The following is a 20,262-nucleotide window of genomic DNA, read 5'->3' on the forward strand; positions in this document are numbered from 1 at the left end:
AGCCGTGTTGAGAGCACCGGACGCGCGACCAGGGCCTACCTGTCGTCCATGCGAGCCGCCCCTCCGATGGGAGATGGGTTAAAGGACGGCAAACGAGGCGAGATCGACCGAACCGACGCCCTCGATAGCCAGGTAGAGTGCATGGTCACCGGCAACGGTCTTCGTCAGGGATGCGACCACCGTGCACCAGCCCTCGCCTGGCACGAGCTCGACGCGCGTCAACTCAGCGCCATCCGGCGCGTCCAAGCGCACACTCACCACACCGGCAAGATCCCCGCGCACCTCGAGCTCCACCGTGCGCTCCGCACCGGAAAACGCCAGGTATTTGTAGCCCACGCCCGCTCCATCGCAGAGGTTGGCCACATAGGTACGTGCCGAAGTCATACAGCCCGCATCGACTTCCTGGGTAATCACCGGATGGTTATCGGCGATTTCCAGATTGCCGGAATAGTGAACCGCGCCGGCCGGCCCCACCAAGTAGCAGCAAATACTCGCCGGGTACGCGCGCCCGCAAGGAAGCGCTCCGCCATTGAGCCCACAGCTCGTTATCTCTACTTGTTCGATATGTCCATCGGAAGCAATCTCGATGGGCTCAGCGCACCCCTGGCGCGCGTGCTGCGCACCGTGCGTATGACGGTGATAGAAGATGTAGTCGCGCCCGGCAATGCGCGCCATGCCGCCATGGTTGTTGCCCAGGTCCATCACAGCGGCGTCCTCGGCCTCGTGCCCGGGCAGGCCCACATCGCCGTTGGAAACGAGCACGCCGCCGTAGGTTACCGGACCTTCCGGCGTTGGCATCGTGGCCCAGCAGAGCTCATGTCCGTTTTCGCTCGAGTAGACAAAGTAGTAGCGCCCGTCGAGCACGCGGATGCTCGAGGCCTCAAAGAAGGCATGCCCTTCAAAACCCGTGTCCGCCGCCTGCGTCACTGCCGGAGCCAGATGCTTGGGTGTCGCGGCCATCGTGCGCATATCGGCGCCGAGCCGCACCACGTAGCCGCCCTCCATGGAACATGCGGGCATGCGCGAGCTCGGCTTCTTGGCGCCAAACCCATAGTAGAGCCAGCAGCCCCCGTCCCCGCAGGGAAGGACTGCCGGGTCAAAGGGCATGCCCCAGCCCTCCTCGCCCGCAAACGGCGAGCCGTCGGGCTTGGCAATAGGGCCCAGATAGCGGTAGCGTCCCGCCGGCTCATCGCACACGGCGACCGACATGACGCAACCGCTCGTCATGCTTAGCGTGAAGTAATACAGATAGAACCGCCCGTCGGCACCCTGGCACACATCGGGCGCGCCGTACCCGGTTCGATCGACATTGGCCGGGTCATCCTCTTTGCGCCAGATGGTCCCCTCAAACGTCCAGGAGCCCAGATCGTCCACCGGGGCTGACCAGCACACGTAGTCACCCGGGCAGTATGCGGTGCCCTCGGGTGCGTCATGGCTTCCATACACGTAGACTCGGTCACCAAAGACATGCGGTTCGCCATCGGGGATATACTCCCATCCCGGCAGATACGGATTGGTTGCGATATGAGCCATGTCAGACCCCTCCTATCGATATCGGGCACGGTACCGGACGGGCGCCGGCGACAAGACCGAACGCCTGCCGCGCACCGCGTGCACCATTCGTTAAGCAAATGCAGCTAGACGAGCTCGAACTCCCCCACCAACAGGTCGCGGCTGTTAGGCCCCGCCATGACCTCAAACGCGCCGGGCTCGCTTGCCCAGCCGTGCTCGGGCGTCCAAAAACGCAGAGCCTCCTCGCGCAGGATAAACGTCACCGTGCGGCGCTCACGCGGCGCAAGCTCAACACGCGCAAAGTCACGCAGTTCGAGCATGGGGCGCACGCGCGTTGCCACCTTGTCGTGGATATAGAGCTGCACGACCTCAGTACCAGCAATATCGCCCTCATTGGTCACGTCGATTGAGACCTCGATGACACCGTCCGCCGTAAGCTCGTCCGCACTCAGGCGCAGGTTATCGTAGCGCGCCGTATGATACGAGAGGCCGTAGCCAAAGGGGAACATCGCATCGTTAGGGCAGTCCATATAGCGGCTCACAAAGCGACCGCTATGCGTTGATGTCTTAGCGGGACGTCCGGTGGAGAGCTGCGCATAGTAGAGCGGCTCCTGGCCCACGTTATGTGGGAAGCTCACCGTGAGCCTGCCGCTCGGATTGACCGTTCCAAAGAGCACGTCGGCTACCGAACGCCCACCAGCCGTACCGGGGAACCACGCCTCTACGATTGCATCGCAATCATCGATCACGTCAGTGAGGGCAAGAGGACGCCCGTTAAAGAGCACGAGCACCACAGGCTTGCCGAGCGCGCGCACGCGCTTGAGCAGGCGCTTCTGCGGAGCCGGTATGGTAATGTCCGTACGCGCTCCGCCCTCACCGCTCTGCAGCATGTGTTCTCCGAGCGCCATGACCACCACGTCGCTCGATGCGGCCAGCTCGAGCGCCTCGGCCTCCATGGCCGCCGGATCCGTGCTCTCTCCCGTCGGCGCGCCAAACGCCGGAATCTTGCCAAACTCGCCCAGCTCGCTGTAGTCGTCGAGCATGGGGCAGCCCTGTGCCCAACCAAAGCCGTCCTCGCCCAGCACCTCGGCAAAGGCCTCGGCAAGTGTCACGGAATGCGACTTGTCGGCGTGGATCGCCCACATACCTATGATGTCGTGGCTGTTGGCATAGGGGCCTATGAGCGCCACGCGCGGCGCCTCGGCACCCGTCGCAAGCGGCAGCAGCCCGCCCTCGTTCTTGAGGAGCACGAGCGCTTCGTCGCAGGTATCCCGTGCACTCTGGAGGCGCTCCGGGGTGCAAGTGACCTCCGCACGGCGCTCGGGCGAGCAGGTGCGGTACGGGTCCTCAAAAAGGCCCAGCTTGTTCTTGAGCTCAAGCACGCGCAGGCACGCGGCGTCGATTGCTTCTATCGAGACCTCGCCTGCCTTAACCAGGCCCTCGAGCTCATGCGCATAGCAGGGCGTTTTCATGTCGATATCGACCGTGGCGTTTATGGCGAGCTTGGCCGCCTCGCGACGGTTTGCCGCCACACCGTGTGCCCTGAGCTCGTCGATCGCCGCGTAATCGGTGATGATGGGACCGTCAAAGCCCCACTCGTCGCGCAACACGTCGTGCATGAGCCAGCGGTTTGCCGTGGCGGGGATGCCATCAATGGTGTTGAAGCTCGTCATCACCAAATCGCAACCAGCCTCGACCGCCGCACGGTACGGAGGCAGGTACTCGTTGCGCAGGCGCCACTCGCTCATATCCACCGTGTTGTACTCGCGACCCGCCTCGGGCGCACCATAGCCCGCAAAGTGTTTGACGCAGCTGGCCAGGCTCTTCTGCGGCGCACCGTCACCCTTAAAGCCCTCGACCATCGCGCGGGCGAAGCGGCTGCTTAGGTACGGATCCTCGCCCGGCATCTCCAGGCAGCGACCCCAACGGGCATCGCGTACCACGTCCACCGGCGGGCTAAAGGTCACCATGCAGCCATCGGCCACGGCCTCTTCGGCAATAAGCTTGTAATCCTCGCGGATAAGCTCTGGGTCCCACGTGGCTCCCAGGCCCAGGGGGATTGGATAGCAGGTTTGATAGCCATAGATCACATCGGCCATAAAGACGAGCGGGATCTTAAGACGGCTGCGCTCAAGATATGCATCTTGGATACGATGCACTTCCTCGGCGCCCAACACGTTGAGCACGCTGCCGCATACGTCAACATCTTCTTGCGTCACGCCCAGCTTGGCACGCGGACCAACCGCTACGGCATCGGTGCCAAAGCACCCACCGTCAAGCTGCACCAACTGCCCGATCTTCTCGCGCAGGGTCATACGCCCCAAAAGGTCAACGAGCTCGGATTGCTTCATGGCTACCTCGTTTCTGTTGTGTGCCCTTATGGGAGGACGCCGGATTCGTGTAGGGGTCAGCGCCCTCCCATAAGAGCACACGGGGCGCATCTGGCGCCGCGCCCCGTGTGCTGGCGTCCAAAGACGCCGGTTTCCCAGAACTAATTGTTCTCGAGGATCATGTCGTCGTTGAAGCCGAAGGTCAGCGTGCCCACAAAGGTGAGGACGGAGGCGACGGCGAGCGCGATGACGTCCTCCATACCCACCGAGCCGATGATGGCCGGGATGGTGATGAGCGAGGCGGTCATGAGCGCGGGCTGGTGCAGGCCAAAAGTGGCAGCGATGGCACCGCAGATGCCGCAAGAGACGATTGCGATCACAAACGGGCGCTTGTACTTGAGGACGGCGCCGTAGATGGCGGGCTCGGTGATGCCGGCGAGGAGCGCAGAGATGGCGGCAGCGCCGGCGAGCTCCTTGAGCTCGGTGTTCTTGGTCTTGAGGAAGATGGCAAGGACCGCGAAACCCATGGCAAAGTTGGTGCCGACGGTAATGGGCAGGATGACGTCATAGCCGAGCATACCGATGTTCATCTGGATGATGGGGATAAAGGCCCAGTGCATACCAAAGATGATGAGGCAGGGCCAAAGCAGACCGATGAGGAAGCCTGCGGGCAGCGGGGCAACCTCAAGCAGGGAAACCAGGCCGTTAGCGATGAGACCACCGATGAAGTCGGTGACGGGGCCGATGATGTAGAGGGTGAGCGCGGTGGCCACGACGAGGGTCACGACGGGAACGATCAAGCCCTTGAGGATATCGGGGACGACCTTATTGAGGCCCTTCTCGATCCAGGACTGCGCGTACACGGCAAAGATGATGGGGATAACCGAGCTCGTGTAGCTGATGAGCGTTACCGGGATGCCAAAGAGGTCAACCGGGTCGCCGGCGCTAAAGAGCGTGGAGAGCGTGGGGTAGCACAGCGCAACGGCGATGGCCATGGCCGTCCAGTCGTTGCACTTGAACTTCTTGGCCGCAGTGCGGGCAAGGAAGACCGGCATGAAGTAGAACACGCCGTCGCCGATGGCGTAAAGCAGCTGGTAGGTGGTGGACTCGGCCGCGAGCCAACCAAAGGAGTTGGCCATGATCACAAAGGCCTTGAGAAGGCCGGCGGCGGACATGGCGGGAAGCATCGGCATAAAGATGCCGCTGATGAGCTGGATGGCGCGGTTGACGATGCTGCCACCGGCCTCGTCCTCGACCTCGCCGCCAAGCTGGATGTTGGAAACCTTGGGCAGGGCGTCATACACGTCGGTAACGTGATTGCCGATAACAATCTGGTACTGACCGGCGGCCACTAGAACGGAGATAACGCCCTCGGTCTGGTTGAGCTTCTCGGTCTGGGCCTTCTTCTCATCGTTGAGGGTAAAGCGCAAACGGGTAATGCAGTGGGTGACGGACTTGACGTTGTCCTCGCCACCGACGAGTTCAACGATGGTACGGGCGAGAGCCTCGTAATCGCGTGCCATGTGAAACCTCCTTGTTTCACTCGTTACAAAGATATCTGCAGCCCCGGCGCCTTGGAGCTTAACAGCAGGTTGCGCGGCGATGCCGCGATGTCTGCCGACGCAAAGCCGGCCAGTTGGGCAGTTAGACGGGTGCCCGGCCGCCGTATCAATGTCCCGGGCAGAGCCGGTTGATATGCATCATCAGATAGAGCAGCTCTTCGTCCGTGCAGTGCCAGCCGCAGGTTGCTCTCATGTATTCGTCGATTGCGCGTGCACAGGCGTACGCGTCTGAAAACTCGCTGGTCGCTCGTTTGAAAAGATCGCTATTGCGCGTCTCCTCGTCCTCACCCTTGATAAGGCGGCTGATAAGAAAGCGCATATGGGTCACAAAGCGCGCATAGCTATATGAGTAGCGGTCGATGGTCTCGCCAAGCGTACGCTCGATAATCCCGGTGACCGCATCGATGACCTCGGTACTCTTTACGACCAAGTCCATGTTGCCCTTTGCGCCCGCGTTCTCGTCATCGACCATCTCGGCGTTGACGATATGCAGCGCAATCGAAGCGGCCTCGGTCTCAGGAAAATCAACGTCCTCGGCCACAGCCATAACGAGCTTGACGCCGCGGCGACCGACCTCGGCCTCGCGCGGATAGACGAGGCGGACTTCCTCGTAGAGCGGGTTCTTGATCGAAGCACCCTTGCGGGCGCGGTCGATGGCAAACTGAAGGTGGTCGGCGAGCGTAAAGACTAGATTGGGATTGAGCGTGCAGTTGAGCTCGTTGCGTGCGATATCCACGATACCCGACGCGATAATGATGACATCGTCCGAAAGCGATGCGACAGCATCGTACATCTCAGGGCTGATATCGCGGAAGCTCCGCTGGATGGCGCTTTCGTCCTCAATATAGGAAGGGGCGCCGCGAAAGCCAAGGCCCTTGCCAAACAACACGAGCTCGCGCCCGGCATCGTCCTCCGCAAGGACAACGTTGTTGTTTATTGCCTTGGTTATCAGCATGAAAAAACTCCCCTGGGCTCCACTTAGACATCTCGCCACACCGGCTCTCGAGTCGGTGGTTGCTATGACATGTGCTCGTGGCGCCTCCCGAGGAGTAACGCGGTGCAGCTGCCAGTATAGAGGTTTTGCTGGGTTATTAAAGTGATTTTATAGAAGTTACCGTTCGCCCCTGTTTTTCTACCGTTCATCCCTTGACCCCCCAGGCAAAGGCAACCAAAGGCGCACCACAAAGGGGACAGGCACCTTTGTGGTGGTTTGAGACAAGGACCCTAGTCCACGGTGATGTCGAGGTTCTTGCCCGTGAGGCCTACGTAGCCGCCCTCGGCAGCAGGTCATTTGACCGAATAGGAAAAAAAGGAAAAAATAGGAAAAAAAGGAAAGGAGACTTATGACAGAAACCATCTTCTCCCCCTCATTTGGAAATCGCCCGTCCTATCTGGTGGGGCGTGGGAGCGTGATTTCGACATTCATCTCCGGCCTTGAGCAGGAGCCGGGCAATCGAGACCGTGCCATGCTCATGCTTGGCCAGCGAGGCAGCGGCAAAACGGTTCTCCTGTGGGAACTTGCCGATCGCGCCCGCAAGCTCGGCTTCGTTGTTGCCACACCCACCGTAGCCTCCGAGGACATGCTCGAGCGTATTGTTGAAAAAATCCAAGAGGCAGGCGAGCCCTATGCTAACAAACGCCATCTTCCTAAACTCACGAGTGGCAGCCTGAGCGTCTTCGGCTTCTCAGCCGGCCTTGAGTTCACGCGCGATGTGCAGGAAACCAAAAGCTTCCAGTTCAAGCTCACGCAGCTGGCGCGCAAACTGACCGAGCAAGGACATGGCATCCTCATCCTCATCGATGAGCTCCAGGCCAATTCAGCCGAAATCAGACAACTCGTCACCGCCTATCAAGAGCTCGTCGGCGAGGGGCTCAACGTCGCGCTTGTTATGGCAGGGCTCCCGGGAGCAGTCTCCGCGACACTCAACGACCGCGTACTGACATTTCTCAACCGCGCACGCAAGGTCACGCTCGAACCGCTTTCAGTCGGAGATGTGGATGCCTGCTATCAGCGAGCTTTCGAAGAACTCGGCCTTGATATCCCAAGCGATCTTCGGCTGGACGCCGCTCGCGCAACTCAGGGCTCGCCCTACATGCTGCAGCTCATCGGCTACAACATCGCCAATCGTTGCCAGGCAGGAGAACGCGCGGCGCAAGAGCAAATCGATGGAGCCATCGAGGCGTCGAAAGTCGATTTCGAAAATGACGTTTGCGAGACGACACTTGCCGCGCTATCAGACCAAGACGTCGCGTTTCTCGCCGCAATGACTGACGACGAAGACGCTGTGTCGCGCATTTCCGATATAGCGGAGCGCATGTCAGTCACGCCCGACTATGCGCAAAAGTATCGCCGGCGCCTCATCGACGCCGGCGTTATCGAGCAGGCGCGTCGCGGTTACGTGCGCTTCGCCGTTCCATATATGGTCGACTACCTGCGCAGCCAGCTCTAGGCAGCCGCCACAATGGGGGCAGGTACCTTTGAGGTGGATTGGGCCCGGTTTATCTCAATCTGTAACAGGTAGAGACGATTTAGCCCGCTAGATGTTACAGATCGAGACGGAAGATTCTAGTCCACGGCGATGTCGAGGTTCTTGCCGACGAGGCCCACGTAGCCGCCTTCGGCTGCCTTGGGGCTGTCGGCGTGGCAGAGGACCCACTTGTCGGCCTTCCAGTAGCAGTAGCTGTCACCGGCGGCAGGCATGTCGGCTGCAGCCTCGGGGCGCGGACCATTGGTGCCGGCGGGCAGCGCAACCATCACCTGGAAGCCGCCATCGTCGACCATGCACGGCGTGTAGTGGAGCGTGGTGTTGAAGACTTCGACGACCGTACCCGCCGGCACGCGGAACGCCTTGACGCACGCGGTGTCGAGCTTGCCGTCCTCGATCTCCCAGCGATGCGCCACGAGCAGGATAAAGTCGCGGGCGCCCAGGTTAAACTCGCTGACGCGGTGATACTCCAGGCAGTTGAGGCGTGTGTTGTGGCCGTTGCACCAGCCGAGCTGGAAGGGACGACCGCCAAACATGAGAAAGCCCAGCTTATCGGCATCCTTGACGCCCTCGAGCTCCGGCGCACTTGCTACGTACTTGCTGCCCTCGGGAATGGGCGTGGCAGAGAGCGCCTCGAGCACGGGCGACGTGAGCTCGGACGGAACGTTATCCCAAACGTTGCCATAGGATTTGAACTCGGGATCGTTGACAGAGTAGATATGCATGTTCACTCCTGTTCGTTTATGTGACAGTACGAACATTCTAGAACAAACATGAGCGATTTTAAACGCTCATCCCGACCACTTAACAAAAAGGCGCCCCCGCGCAAGCGAAGGCGCTCAATGCGCGCGTTTTGGGCGATAAAGCCCTTATGCCTGCTGATAGTGCAGGTGCTTCTCGTCGATATCGGCCAGGTCACGGTCGAGATAGCGGCGCGCGAGCCAGTTTGCCATGGGGAGGTTCTGGTCCAGGTAGTTGCCGCACTCCTCGGGAGCGGCGCCGGGGACATCACCCTCAAAGTCAGCGACGAACTCGAACAGCTCGCGTACGAGCGGCAAGATCTCCTCGCTCGTCAGCTCGCCAAAGACAACCAGGTAAAAGCCCGTGCGGCAGCCCATGGGGCCAAAGTAAACGATACGACTCGACCACTCGGCATGATTGCGAAGGAACGTCGCGCCCAGGTGCTCGATGGTGTGGCACTCGGCCGTGTTCATGACCGGCTCCTTGTTGGGCGTGGTCAGGCGCAGGTCAAAGGTGGTGACGGCGGCGCCGGTCGCCGGATCGCGGTCGATGCGGCTCACATACACGCCGGGCTCGAGCAGCAGATGGTCAACGGAAAAACTCGCGATGCGCTCCATGGCAGATCCTCTCGGTAGTCAATTTGGGACGGGGCACTTTTAGCTGGTTCGAATGGTCGCACCAATCATACCAGTCAAAAAAGCCCCGTCCCAAATGAGCTGCCCGGGACGGGGATCAATGAGTGTTTAATCCCCAGAAAAATCCTTGGGTGCCGCGCAGCCGCCTAGGCAGTGTATGCAATTGTTGATTTGACGGCATGGCGCCAGCCGGCGATCTTTTTGGCTCGTTCGTCGGCAGACATGGCAGGCTCCACGATGCCGCGGGCGCCGTAGACGTCAACGACGTCGCGCGTGTACATACCCAGCGCAATGCCGCAGGCCCAGGCCGCGCCCAGACCGCTCATCTCGTCGTTGCTCGCAATGCGGATGGGCGAGCCGACCAGATCGCTCTCAAACTGCATCAGGTACGCGTCGCGCGTGGGACCGCCGTCAACACGAAGCTCGGCCAGCGCCGCGCCCGAATCCTCGACCATCGCATCGATGACGTCGAAGATCTGATAGGCGATCGACTCATCGGCAGCCTTCACGAACTCCGCACGGCCCGTGGTGCGTGTCATGCCAAAGACGCAGCCCTCGGCATCGCTCGCCCAGTGCGGCGCGCCCAGGCCAGTGAACGCCGGCACAAAGTAGACGCGGCTCGCCGGATTGGCGGCGTAGCACAGGTCGGTGACTTCCTCGGGATTGTTGATGAGCTCCAGGTCGTCGCGCAGCCATGTCTTAACGGCGCCGGCGTAGCTCACGTTGCCCTCGAGCACGTACTCGGTCACGCCGTCCATACGCCACGCAAGCGAGCTCGAAAGCCCGTGTGAGCTGGCAACGAACTCGTCGCCAACGTTCATCATGACCGAGCTGCCGGTACCATAGGTCGCCTTGGCCATGCCGCGGCTGTGGCAGCCCTGCGCAAACAGGGCCGCATGGCTATCGCCCAGCACGCCGTGCACCGGCACGGGAGCCGGCAAAAAGCCACCCAGGTCCGTTGTGCCAAACAGGCCATCGGAATCGGTCACCTGCGGCAGGCAGGCAGGATCGACACCAAAAGCCTCGCACACCGGCTCGCTCCAGCAGCCACGGCGCAAGTCAAAGAGCTGCGTGCGGCTGGCATTGGACCAGTCGCAGCGGAACTCCGCGCCGCCCGTGAGCGTCCAGACCACCCAGGCATCGATGGTGCCCAGGCACAGCTCGCCCGCTGCAGCGGCCTCGGCAGCCGCAGGAACGTTCTCGAGGATCCAAGCCATCTTGCCCGCCGGGTAGTAGGGCGAGAGCACTAGACCCGTCGTGTCGCGCACCAGCTCGGCCACGCCCTCGCGCGCGGCCAGCTCGTCGCACAGCTCGCGGGCGCGGGCGCACTGCCACACCACGGCGTCGCACAGCGGCTCGCCCGTCGTGCGCCTCCAGGCAACGGTAGTCTCGCGCTGGTTGGAAATACCGATGCCGGCGATGTCGGCCGGATCGACCCCAGTCTCCTCCACCACGGCGCGCGCCACGGCCAGCACGTTGGCGGCGATCTCGGCCGGATCATGACTCACCCAGCCGGCCTCGTTGACAATCTGGCGATGTGAGCGGTCGGCGCGATGGATCAGATGGCCGCCCTCGTCCACCAGCAGCGCCTTCGTGCCCTGCGTGGACTGGTCGATACCGATGATGTAGCGGCCCATGGCCACCCCTTTCAAAACGAATGTGACAAAGGGACGGTCCCTTTGTCACATTCCAGTTACTCTGCGGGCAGGAACTCGGCGACCGTCTTGGCGATTCCCTCGCCCGTCAGGCCGTAGTGCGCAAAGACCTCGGGGCTCGTGCCGGTGATGACCGGCGCGTCGGGCAGGCTCAGGCACTTGACCGGACGCGGGCAATGCTCGCCCACGACCTGCGCGACCATGGAACCCAGGCCGCCGAAGGGGCTGTGCTCCTCGACGGTCACGACAGCGCGCGTAGCCCCGGCGGCCTCGATCACGGCCTCGGTATCGAGCGGCTTGACGCAGTACATGTCGAGCACCGTTGCCGAGATGCCCTGCTCGGCCAGCAGGTCGGCGGCGTCCACGGCATGGCGGACCATCTCGCCGGTGGCGACAATCGTCACATCGGTGCCGCGACGCACCCAGGTGGCGCGGTCCATCTGGAACGGGCACTCGTCCTCGGTGTACACGTCCTCGACCGGGTTGCGGCCCACGCGGATGTAGGCCGGCTTGTTGTCGGCAACCAGGGCGCGCACGAGCTCGGCGGTCTGGAAGCGATCGCTCGGCAGATACACGCGCATGTTGGGAATCGCGCTCATGGCGGCGATATCCTGCGCGGAGTGATGGCTCATGCCCAAGGCGCCGTAGGAAACGCCGCCCGAAATGCCGATGAGCTTGACGTTGGTATTGGAGTACGAAACATCGACCTTGCACTGCTCATACGAGCGCGTGGTCACAAAGGACGCCGGCGAGGCGGCCCAGGCCTTCTTGCCGCACGAAGCCATGCCGGCGGCGATGCTCACCAGGTCCTGCTCGGCGATGCCGACCTCGACGGACTGCTGGGGATACTGGTCAAAGAACGGCGTGAGCGATGCGGAGCCGCGGGAGTCGGAGCACAGGACGACGATGTCCTTATCGGTCTTGGCGGCCTCGAGCAGCGTGTCGCAGATAACCTTGCGGTTGGCGATCTTGTTAGCCATTGATGGCCTCCTTATGGGCAGCGAAATCGGCGATGATCTGGGCATATTCCTCGTCGTTGGGCAGGTGATGATGCCAGCCGGCCTTGTCCTCCATAACGGGCGAGCCATAGCCCTTCACCGTGTTGAGGATGATGACCGTAGGCTTTCCCTTAGTCTCGGCCGCAAGCGTCAGCGCGGCGTCGATGGCCTGGACGTCGTTACCCGGAATGGAGAGTACGTTCCAACCGAAGGCGGCCCAGCGCTCCTCCTGCGAGTCCTGCTTCATGACGTCCTCGGTGCTGCCGCTAATCTGCAGGCGGTTGCGATCCACGAGCGCGCACAGGTTATCGAGCTGGTAGTTGCCGCCGCTCATGGCGCCCTCCCAGACCGAGCCCTCGGCAAGCTCGCCGTCGCCCATGATGGTGTAGACGCGGTAGTCGCGGCCGTCCATCTTGCCGGCAAGCGCCATGCCGACGGCCACGGGCAGGCCATGGCCCAGCGAGCCCGAGTTCATCTCGATGCCCTTGAGCTTGTTGTTGGGGTGGCCAATGTAGGGGCTGCCGAACTTAGAGAAGCGGGCCTTGACGTCATCGAGGTCCAGATAGCCCTCGTGGCAGAGCACCGCGTAGTAGGCCTCCATGGCATGGCCCTTGGAGAGTACAAAGCGATCGCGGTCGGGATCGTCGACGGTCTCGGGCGAAATGTTGAGATGGTTAGCGTAGAGGGTCATGAGGGCGTCGATCACCGACATGTCGCCGCCGATGTGCCCGCCGGCGCCAGCCATGATGACATCGACGCAATCGCGGCGAAGGTCCCAACGCAGGGACTCAAGCTCTTCGATAGTTGCCATTTCTACTCTCCTCGCAGGTAAGCTTTGACGTCTTCTTCGATGGGGTCGTACAGGTCGGGGGCAATGCCAATGTACTTGCACGCCTCGTAGAGCACCGGCACCACGTTGGCGTGAATGGCGACGCAGTGGTGGATGTAGGGACCCTCGACGATCTTGGCCTCGAGGCGCTTGAGGTTTTCGACCTCGACCCATAGGTAGGTGCCCATGCCGGCCGGGCCGTCGATGCCGCGGGCGTTGCCCAACAGCAGCGAATACTCGCCGTTGTCGCCGTCAAAGCGGGCAAGGGTGAGGTCGCCGTGCTTGGCCTCGGCTGTCAGCGCGCCGGGGTGATCGAATGCCAGCGGGTAGGTGAGCTTGGGCTTGACGGCCGCACAGCTGCAGGGCCAGGGGCCACAGTGCTGCAGCAGCTCGCCGTTCTCGTTATCGGGATGACGCACGGTCCAGTCGGCGAACATGCCGCGGTGACGGCCCAGGTCGGCGGCCTCGACCATCAGCGCGGTGATAGCGCCATGGATGTCGGTCTCGCAGACGATGGGGATGCCCATCTCGTTGAGGATTGCGTTGGCGGCGCAGGGCATAATGCCCAGCTCGTCCTGCAGAGCGTTCCAGCACTGGATGGCGCCGGCGTTGCAGCCGTACTTCTCGACGAGGCGCTTCATGGCAATGGCGAGTCCTGCGACCGCAGGAACCTTGTCCTCGGGAATGCAGATCTCAAAGCTGTCGTTGATGTGGGCAAGCATGGCGGTCATGGCCTGCTCGTCGGCCTGGGCGTCGCGCACAGCCTGGACAAGCTCGGTCATGGGGATGGGCGAAAGCTGGATGTTGAACTTCTCGAGCAGCTCGCCCTCGTTGCACATGGTCGACCAGAAGTCGAACGGGCGGGTGGCCATCTGCAGGATGCGGGTGTGCTTGAAGGTCTTGACCACGTTGCACACGGCCAAGAAGTCCCAAACGCCGCGCTCGAACTCGGGGTCGGTCAGGCGGCAGTTGGTCATATAGGTGAAGGGAACCTGGAAGCGGCGAAGTACCTTGCCGGTGGCGAACAGGCCGCACTGGCTATCGCGCAGGCGGGTGCCGTCGGGCTCAGGGCGCTCGTCGCGCGGACCCCACAGCAGCACGGGCAGGCCGAGCTCGCGGGCAAGGCGGGCGCAAACGTACTCGGTGCCAAAGTTGGCGTGGCACAGCATGATGCCGTCGACGCCCTCGGCGCGGAACTTTTTGACGATAGGCTCGATATGGCTGTCGTCGAACAGCAGGCCCTCATCGTTGATGTCGTCGATATCCACGATGTCGACGCCGATCTCGCGCAGGCGATCAGCCGTAAGGCCGCGATACTTGATCGCGTCCGGCGCGCTAAAGATGCTGCGGCGCGTGGGCACAAAACCGAGCTTGATCTTATCCATGTACGTCCTCCCCTAATCACATGTTCAGTAAACAGATGCGTGTTTCGTTTTGTTCTGTTTACTAAATGTTTTACTCTTCTGTTTAGAAGTTTAGCGCGAAATACCCGTAAACGGTAGAGAAATCAGCCTAAACGGTATGTAAACGGATTGAACATACAAGGGAAACAAAAAAGAGGGCCCAGAAGGACCCTCTTTTAAATGGCGTTGTATTTGCTGCCCTAGCGTGCTTTGACGCGAAGCGGGCGATACCTCCTCCGCCTAGATTTCGCGCACGCTCTGGCGCTCGACAAAATAGGTCGATACGGCCGTCTTGCAGGTATAGCTCTTGGGATTGCGGATGTTGCCCACCAGGCGGCGCACCGCGATCTCGCCCACCTCGTGCTTGGGAACGTGCACCGTGGTGAGCGGCGGGTTGGAAAAGGCACCCAAAGACAGATCGTCAAAGCCGATGATCGAGACGTCCTCGGGCACGCGAATGCCGTGCTCGTTCAGCGCGCGCATGGCACCCACGGCGAGCACGTCGTTCTCGGCAAAGAAAGCCGTCGGCAGGTCGTCGCGTGAGACGCTGTCGAGCCATGCACCCATATCGCGATAGGCACCTTCGAGCGTAGTGCCCAGCGTGACGCGCCATGTCGAGTTGGCCTCGAGGTCCGCATCCTCAAGCGCTTGACGATAGCCGCGCTCGCGATCCTTAAAGTTACGGATGCGAAGGTCGCCTGCCAGATAGCCGATTTGCTTGTGACCTTTCTCGATAAGGTAGTCCACGGCGCGCAGCACCGAATCGGTGTTGGCAATGACTACGGCATCGAAGTACTGGCGGTCGCTCCAGCCGTCGAGCACGATTAGGTGGGCGGCGGCGTTGGCAAACAAGGCGTAGTCTTCCTCGCCCAGCTCGGTGCCCATCAGCACGATGGCGGCAGACGGGTCGGCGATCAGGCCCTCGACCTGCGGACGCACGGCGTCCAGGTCGCTAAAGTCGAGCGAGACGAAGCTCGTGCTCATGCCGTGGCGACGCGCCTGGCGCTCCACGCCCTCGATGACTGCAGGATGGAAGGTGCTCTCGTCCAGGATGGCGCCCGTCTTGCGCGCAAGCACAAACTGGATGCTCTCGAGCTGCGTCGACTGCTGATAGCCGAGCGACTGCGCGCACTCCAGGATGACCTTGGCGGTCTCCTCGCTCACGCTGCGCTTGCGGTTGAGCGCGTTGGACACGGTCGCAGGCGAAAAACCGGTGATGCGGCTGATTTCGCGGACACTTGCTTTGGCCATTGTTCCCCCTAGTAACGGTCGCGGTCGAGCATCGTGGCCTGACCGCCCCGTGACTCGACAACTAAACGACCGCAAATTCAATCTAAACAGAATAGTAAATGTTTAATAGCTAGTTTAGCCTGTTGTCAAGCGAAGCGACGCGACTATTCCCCCAACGGGCGTATTTACTCGGTAGCTTATTTGGGACGGAGCGCAGGAATCGTTTAGCCCAGGATGCGGGCCATGCGCGTCTTGAACTCGGTCAGGAAGCGCGGGGCGTCGACGGTCAGCGCCACAAGCGCGCTCTTGTCCGGATCGGACAGGCGGTGCTCGTCGCAGATGGTGCGGCCGCGGTACTCGCCCAGCAAGTCAACACGCAGGTTACAGCCGAGCGCACCCACGAGCGTGGGATCAATCGCCACGGCAACCGCCAGCGGATCGTGCAGCGCGCAGCCGCCCAGGTAGGGCGCGTTCATCTCGTAAGAACCAATGTAGTGCTCGACCATGCTCGCAAATGCGCAGCCAGCCATAGTGCCCGAGCCCGTCCAGCCGGCAATGTCGCGGCGCGTGAGCACCACGCGATGCGTCACGTCCAGGCCCACCATGGTGAGCTTGCGACCTGAGCGCAGCACCGCGTCGGCTGCCTCGGGGTCGCTCGCCATGTTGGCCTCGGCGCCCGCGCTCACGTTGCCGGGCACGGTAAGGGCGCCGCCCATCACGACCACGCGGCCGATGGACATCATCGCCGCCGCATCGCGCTCCAGGGCGAGCGCCAGATTGGAGAGCGGGCCAGTCGCTACGTAGACCAGATCGGGACCATAAGTGCGCGCGGCATCGATCAAATAATCGACCGCAGCGTTGCCGCCGGCCGAGGTCGCTCCCACCGGCTCGTAGGGCGACGCGGGCACGCTCGCGCCGCCGATGCCGTTCTTGCCGTGAATGAGCGCGGTGGACGCCGGCGGCGTATAGGGCTCAGTCGCCTGCAGAGGACGGTCGGCACCCAGGTACACCGGAACCTCGGGGCGACCCAGCAGATCGAGCACCGCCAGGCAGTTGTGCGCCGACTGCTCGACGCGCACGTTGCCAAAGCACGTGGTGATGCCCACGAGCTCCACCTCGGGGCTCGCGATGGCATAGGCGAGCGCCATCGCATCGTCCACACCCATATCCAGATCAAGGATCAGCTTCTTGGTTGCCATTGTTCTACTCCGCTTCTCCGTCTACATCCAAACCGTCTAAACCAAACTTGTGCTCGACTTCCGCACGCGTGGGAATTGATTGCTGAGCGCCCAAGCGCGACACCGTCACCGCCGAGGCGCGAGCGCCCGCCGCCATGCACTCAAAGAGCGGCAGGCCCTCCAGACGAGCTGCAGCAAGCGCGCCAATAAATGTATCGCCCGCGGCCGTCGTATCGACCACCACGCTCGAAAGCGCCGGCATGCGCAGCGGCTCACCGCCATCGCCGAGCGTAACCGAGCCGGCGCCGCCCAGCGTGATGACCGCGGCGCCGGCGCCCTTGTCGAGCAGCGCATTGAGCGCGGCGACGCAGCTCGCATCATCTGTGGGCAGAATGCCCGTCAGCACCTGGCACTCGGTCTCGTTGGGGCAGACCAGGTCGACCGCAGGCCACGCTCCTGCCGGCAGGTCGCAGGCGGGCGCCGGGTTAAAGATCGTATAGAACCCCAGCTCGTGAGCGCAAGAAAGCGCCGCGGCCGTTGCTGCAAGGTCACATTCGCCCTGGGCAATAAAGACGCTTCCGGCAGCCGGGGCAATCTCGCTGGCATCGCCGTCGAGCTCGTCGGCCACCAAGCGCCTCAGTGCGCGGGCAACGTCCTCGCCCGCAAGCGCATGGTTGGCGCCCGGCGACAGCACGATGCGGTTGTCGCTCTCACAGCGAATGATAGTCGCGGTACCGGTCTCCACGTCATCGCGACGCGCCACAAACTCAACGCCCACGCCGGCATCCTGGAGCCCTGCCACAAGCGCATCGCCAAAGGTATCGCGCCCAACAGCGCCAATCATGCACGTGCGCGCACCCATGCGCGCAGCGGCGACGGCCTGGTTAGCGCCCTTGCCACCGGCGTTGGTGATAAAACCGCTGCCACCGACGGTCTCGCCCGCGCGCGGCATGCGCTCGCACGCCACCGAAAGGTCCATGTTCATGCTGCCGAACACCGCAACGATGCTGTGATCCGCCATGGAAACCTCCTCGTCTTCAGGCTTTGCGCCCACCGTCGACCAACGATTGTGCACTCTCGCACCCCCTATAACTTTAGTCCACTTTGATGTGGACGCGCGCTTGAGCTTGCGCCAGCAGCAAGCATTCACAGGGGTAGGCAGCTACAATGAATACGTGCTGATTATTCTCGTCATTGGATGATGTTTTATGGAACAATTCTCGCAATCGGGCTCGCGCGGTCGACGCCGCACGGGCAACGAGCCGGCGCCGCACGAACGCGTGAAGGGCGAGCGCCGTGCCAACGAGCCGCGACGCACCGCGAGCCCCCATCGCGCTTCTGCCAACAACGCGGGCCGCGCCAACACTCCCGCCGCGGAGCAGACGCCTGCTCGCCCCAAGTCCCGCTACATCCCTGCCCTTGACGGCCTGCGCACGCTTGCCGTCGTCGCGGTGGTGCTCTATCACCTCAACCTCACGTGGGCTCAGGGCGGCCTGCTTGGCGTCACGATCTTCTTTGTGCTTTCGGGCTATCTGATCACGCGCTTGCTGCTCAACGAAGTCGCTAAGACCGGTCGCATCGACCTTAAGAGCTTCTGGATTCGCCGCATCCGTCGCCTGGTCCCCGCCGTGGTAACGGTAGTGTTCGTGACCTGCGCGCTGTGCACCATCTTTAACCACGTGATGCTCACCAAGATGCGTCCCGACATTCTGCCGTCGCTGCTGTTCTTTAACAACTGGTGGCAGATTATGCAGGACGTCTCGTACTTCAACGCCCTGGGCGATCCCTCGCCGCTTACGCACTTTTGGTCGCTCGCCATCGAGGAACAGTTCTACCTGGTTTGGCCCCCGCTGCTGCTCGCTATGGTATTTATGCACATGAGCAAGCCCAACACGCGCCGCATGGTTCTGGGCCTGGCTGCTGTCTCCGCCATCGCCATGATGGTGCTCTATAACCCCGCCGCCGACCCCAGCCGCGTGTACTACGGCACCGACACCCGCGTGTTCTCGCTGCTGCTGGGCGCCTGGATGGCCTTTATCCCCGATTGCGACCTGGCACCGGTGCGTCTCGCTCATCGTTTGGGGCTCAATCGCCTGGCTGGCGCCGCCAAGCACGGCAAGAACGCCGAAAGCAAGCATGACGCTACGACCGACGGCGCAGCCGAGACCGTCCCGACTCAGCCGAGTACGCTCGTGCGTTTTTGGTCCTCACCTGCATCCATCGATGTGTTGGGCGTCGCGGGTCTGGTTGGCCTTGCCGCCATGGTCGCGCTCACCAACGGCTACACCGCGTTCCAGTATCGCGGCGGCACGCTGTTATGCTCCATCCTCACGCTCATGGTCATCGCGGCCTGCGTGCAGCCCCAGGGAATGGTTGCCCGCGCACTGTCCGCCGAGCCGCTCGTGTGGGTTGGCAAGCGCTCGTACAGCATCTACCTGTGGCACTATCCGCTACTGTTGCTCATGAACCCGGTCGCCAACATCAACGATACGCCGTGGTGGCAGTACATTTTGCAGGTGTTGTTGGTGGTCGCCGTAGCCGAATGCTCATATCGCTTTATCGAGACGCCGTTTAGAAAGGGCGCCTTTGGGCGCACCGTATCCGAGTTCCGCGACGGCACCACCACGCCCGCCAACTGGGTGCGCGCGCATATTCCCGTGTGCGCCACTTGCGGCATCGTGCTTGTTATCGCGCTGGGCGGCCTGATCTTTGTGCCGGAGACCTCCGCACTGAGCGGTGAGGGCGCCGAAGTCCTCAACAAGGAAGCCAAAAACACCGCGCCAACGGACCAACAGGCAGCCGACGACACCGACAAGGACAACGACGGCTTCCCCGATGGCTCCTACGACCTGTTGATGATCGGTGACTCCGTGTCGCTGCGCGCCGTCGATTCCTTCGACGGCGTGTTCCCCCACAGTCACATCGATGCCGAAAAGGGCCGCCAGTTCGATGCGGGCCGCGCGACATTTGAGGGCTATCTCCAACAGAACCTTGCCGGCAAGATCGTGGTCTTTGCACTGGGCACCAACGGCTTGGTAACCGACGACCAGATCGACGCCATCATGACCGATGCAGGAGATAAGCGTATTGTGGTGTTTGTGAACACGCGCAGCCCGCAGCCGTGGGTTGGCTCTACCAACCAGGCCATCGCCAACGCTGCTACGCGCTACAAGAACGTGCGCGTTATCGACTGGTACGGATACAGTGCCAATCGCAACGACCTGTTCGATGGCGATGGCACGCACCTGTCGACCACTGGCGTGACTGAGTACCTCAACTTGATCCACGATGCAGTCAAGAAGGACCTGCCCGTGCATCCCGAGGATCACGTCAACGATCCGCAGCCGGCGGCCGTCAAGTCTGCCACCGACGCGCTCGTCAATGCGCTCGCTCTCAAGCCGCACAAGCTGGGCACCGACAAGTAACCTGCAGCGCAAACTTCCCACATCCGGAGGGGGTGCCTGCCACGGCAGGCACCCCCTCCGGCAGTTAGGGACGTTCCTTATGTGCCGGCACCTAGGGACACTCCTGGCACAGCCGAGGAACGCCCTCCTTGCGACCGAATTCTGGGCGCCTCGCCACCCCGAGCGTTGTTTCCAAGCCCCACATCCGCAGCAAACAACCCAAAATCACTCTTTTCGAGCCGACTCCAGGTAGCGTGCAGAGATGTGGTGTAAGAGGCGGGGCATGCCCCGCCTCCGCC

Annotated in this window: 15 protein-coding genes; 2 read left to right on the forward strand and 13 right to left on the reverse strand. The window is 62.2% G+C overall.

Annotation, left to right across the window (positions count from 1 at the left end; all coding sequences use genetic code 11):
- Positions 1-78 precede the first annotated feature (78 nt).
- The 4 genes from DW796_RS08945 to DW796_RS08960 form a co-directional block, all read right to left on the reverse strand.
- Positions 79-1,533 carry a family 43 glycosylhydrolase gene (locus DW796_RS08945; protein ID WP_118094881.1) on the reverse strand — a complete coding sequence of 485 codons (1,455 nt, stop codon included), beginning with the start codon at positions 1,531-1,533 and terminating at the stop codon, positions 79-81.
- Between the two features lie 104 nt (positions 1,534-1,637).
- The gene (gene bglX, locus DW796_RS08950; protein WP_118094882.1) at positions 1,638-3,863 is read right to left on the reverse strand and encodes a beta-glucosidase BglX; all 2,226 of its coding nucleotides are present in this window, start codon (positions 3,861-3,863) and stop codon (positions 1,638-1,640) included.
- A 140-nt stretch (positions 3,864-4,003) separates the two neighbouring features.
- Positions 4,004-5,365 (reverse strand): PTS transporter subunit EIIC, encoded by a 1,362-nt coding sequence (locus DW796_RS08955; protein WP_118094884.1) that lies wholly within the window; start codon positions 5,363-5,365, stop codon positions 4,004-4,006.
- A 145-nt stretch (positions 5,366-5,510) separates the two neighbouring features.
- Positions 5,511-6,359 carry a PRD domain-containing protein gene (locus DW796_RS08960; RefSeq protein WP_117798875.1) on the reverse strand — a complete coding sequence of 283 codons (849 nt, stop codon included), beginning with the start codon at positions 6,357-6,359 and terminating at the stop codon, positions 5,511-5,513.
- Between the two features lie 388 nt (positions 6,360-6,747).
- Here DW796_RS08960 and DW796_RS08965 point away from each other — a divergent pair, with 388 nt between their 5' ends.
- On the forward strand, positions 6,748-7,854 hold the full coding sequence (locus DW796_RS08965; protein WP_118094886.1) for an AAA family ATPase: 1,107 nt from the start codon (positions 6,748-6,750) through the stop codon (positions 7,852-7,854).
- A 116-nt stretch (positions 7,855-7,970) separates the two neighbouring features.
- On the opposite strand, the gene DW796_RS08970 is transcribed toward DW796_RS08965, so the two are convergent.
- From DW796_RS08970 to DW796_RS09010, 9 genes are all read right to left on the reverse strand, one after another.
- A complete protein-coding gene (locus tag DW796_RS08970) occupies positions 7,971-8,615 on the reverse strand; it encodes a DUF4867 family protein (RefSeq protein WP_118094888.1) in 645 nt (214 codons plus the stop codon).
- A 144-nt stretch (positions 8,616-8,759) separates the two neighbouring features.
- Positions 8,760-9,248, reverse strand: a complete 489-nt coding sequence (locus DW796_RS08975) for an S-ribosylhomocysteine lyase (protein WP_118094890.1) — start codon at positions 9,246-9,248, stop codon at positions 8,760-8,762.
- 164 nt (positions 9,249-9,412) lie between these two features.
- Positions 9,413-10,903 (reverse strand): glycerol kinase GlpK, encoded by a 1,491-nt coding sequence (locus tag DW796_RS08980; protein ID WP_187362394.1) that lies wholly within the window; start codon positions 10,901-10,903, stop codon positions 9,413-9,415.
- 56 nt (positions 10,904-10,959) lie between these two features.
- Positions 10,960-11,901 carry a transketolase family protein gene (locus DW796_RS08985; protein ID WP_118094894.1) on the reverse strand — a complete coding sequence of 314 codons (942 nt, stop codon included), beginning with the start codon at positions 11,899-11,901 and terminating at the stop codon, positions 10,960-10,962.
- The gene (locus DW796_RS08990) at positions 11,894-12,730 is read right to left on the reverse strand and encodes a transketolase (RefSeq protein ID WP_187362395.1); all 837 of its coding nucleotides are present in this window, start codon (positions 12,728-12,730) and stop codon (positions 11,894-11,896) included. The genes DW796_RS08985 and DW796_RS08990 overlap by 8 nt, the downstream gene beginning before the upstream one ends.
- A 2-nt stretch (positions 12,731-12,732) precedes the next feature.
- Positions 12,733-14,133: an L-fucose/L-arabinose isomerase family protein gene (locus DW796_RS08995; RefSeq protein WP_118094896.1), complete on the reverse strand. Its 1,401-nt coding sequence runs from the start codon at positions 14,131-14,133 to the stop codon at positions 12,733-12,735.
- A 258-nt stretch (positions 14,134-14,391) separates the two neighbouring features.
- Positions 14,392-15,402: a LacI family DNA-binding transcriptional regulator gene (locus DW796_RS09000; protein WP_118094898.1), complete on the reverse strand. Its 1,011-nt coding sequence runs from the start codon at positions 15,400-15,402 to the stop codon at positions 14,392-14,394.
- Between the two features lie 203 nt (positions 15,403-15,605).
- On the reverse strand, positions 15,606-16,580 hold the full coding sequence (locus tag DW796_RS09005; RefSeq protein ID WP_118094900.1) for a nucleoside hydrolase: 975 nt from the start codon (positions 16,578-16,580) through the stop codon (positions 15,606-15,608).
- A 4-nt stretch (positions 16,581-16,584) separates the two neighbouring features.
- On the reverse strand, positions 16,585-17,580 hold the full coding sequence (locus DW796_RS09010; RefSeq protein ID WP_117773689.1) for a ribokinase: 996 nt from the start codon (positions 17,578-17,580) through the stop codon (positions 16,585-16,587).
- A 187-nt stretch (positions 17,581-17,767) separates the two neighbouring features.
- Between DW796_RS09010 and DW796_RS09015 the strand changes: the two genes are divergently transcribed.
- On the forward strand, positions 17,768-19,984 hold the full coding sequence (locus tag DW796_RS09015; protein ID WP_118094902.1) for an acyltransferase family protein: 2,217 nt from the start codon (positions 17,768-17,770) through the stop codon (positions 19,982-19,984).
- Positions 19,985-20,262 lie beyond the last annotated feature (278 nt).

This window comes from Collinsella sp. AM31-2AC (assembly GCF_003469285.1).
Classification (GTDB): Bacteria; Actinomycetota; Coriobacteriia; order Coriobacteriales; family Coriobacteriaceae; genus Collinsella; species Collinsella aerofaciens_AT.

What these genes read in the sequence shown, in the direction of transcription:
- DW796_RS08945 (WP_118094881.1), bottom strand. Translation starts at nt 1,533, where the DNA reads ATGGCTCATATCGCAACCAATCCGTATCTGCCGGGATGGGAGTATATC.
- bglX (WP_118094882.1), bottom strand. Translation starts at nt 3,863, where the DNA reads ATGAAGCAATCCGAGCTCGTTGACCTTTTGGGGCGTATGACCCTGCGC.
- DW796_RS08955 (WP_118094884.1), bottom strand. Translation starts at nt 5,365, where the DNA reads ATGGCACGCGATTACGAGGCTCTCGCCCGTACCATCGTTGAACTCGTC.
- DW796_RS08960 (WP_117798875.1), bottom strand. Translation starts at nt 6,359, where the DNA reads ATGCTGATAACCAAGGCAATAAACAACAACGTTGTCCTTGCGGAGGAC.
- DW796_RS08965 (WP_118094886.1), top strand. Translation starts at nt 6,748, where the DNA reads ATGACAGAAACCATCTTCTCCCCCTCATTTGGAAATCGCCCGTCCTAT.
- DW796_RS08970 (WP_118094888.1), bottom strand. Translation starts at nt 8,615, where the DNA reads ATGCATATCTACTCTGTCAACGATCCCGAGTTCAAATCCTATGGCAAC.
- DW796_RS08975 (WP_118094890.1), bottom strand. Translation starts at nt 9,248, where the DNA reads ATGGAGCGCATCGCGAGTTTTTCCGTTGACCATCTGCTGCTCGAGCCC.
- DW796_RS08980 (WP_187362394.1), bottom strand. Translation starts at nt 10,903, where the DNA reads ATGGGCCGCTACATCATCGGTATCGACCAGTCCACGCAGGGCACGAAG.
- DW796_RS08985 (WP_118094894.1), bottom strand. Translation starts at nt 11,901, where the DNA reads ATGGCTAACAAGATCGCCAACCGCAAGGTTATCTGCGACACGCTGCTC.
- DW796_RS08990 (WP_187362395.1), bottom strand. Translation starts at nt 12,730, where the DNA reads ATGGCAACTATCGAAGAGCTTGAGTCCCTGCGTTGGGACCTTCGCCGC.
- DW796_RS08995 (WP_118094896.1), bottom strand. Translation starts at nt 14,133, where the DNA reads ATGGATAAGATCAAGCTCGGTTTTGTGCCCACGCGCCGCAGCATCTTT.
- DW796_RS09000 (WP_118094898.1), bottom strand. Translation starts at nt 15,402, where the DNA reads ATGGCCAAAGCAAGTGTCCGCGAAATCAGCCGCATCACCGGTTTTTCG.
- DW796_RS09005 (WP_118094900.1), bottom strand. Translation starts at nt 16,580, where the DNA reads ATGGCAACCAAGAAGCTGATCCTTGATCTGGATATGGGTGTGGACGAT.
- DW796_RS09010 (WP_117773689.1), bottom strand. Translation starts at nt 17,580, where the DNA reads ATGGCGGATCACAGCATCGTTGCGGTGTTCGGCAGCATGAACATGGAC.
- DW796_RS09015 (WP_118094902.1), top strand. Translation starts at nt 17,768, where the DNA reads ATGGAACAATTCTCGCAATCGGGCTCGCGCGGTCGACGCCGCACGGGC.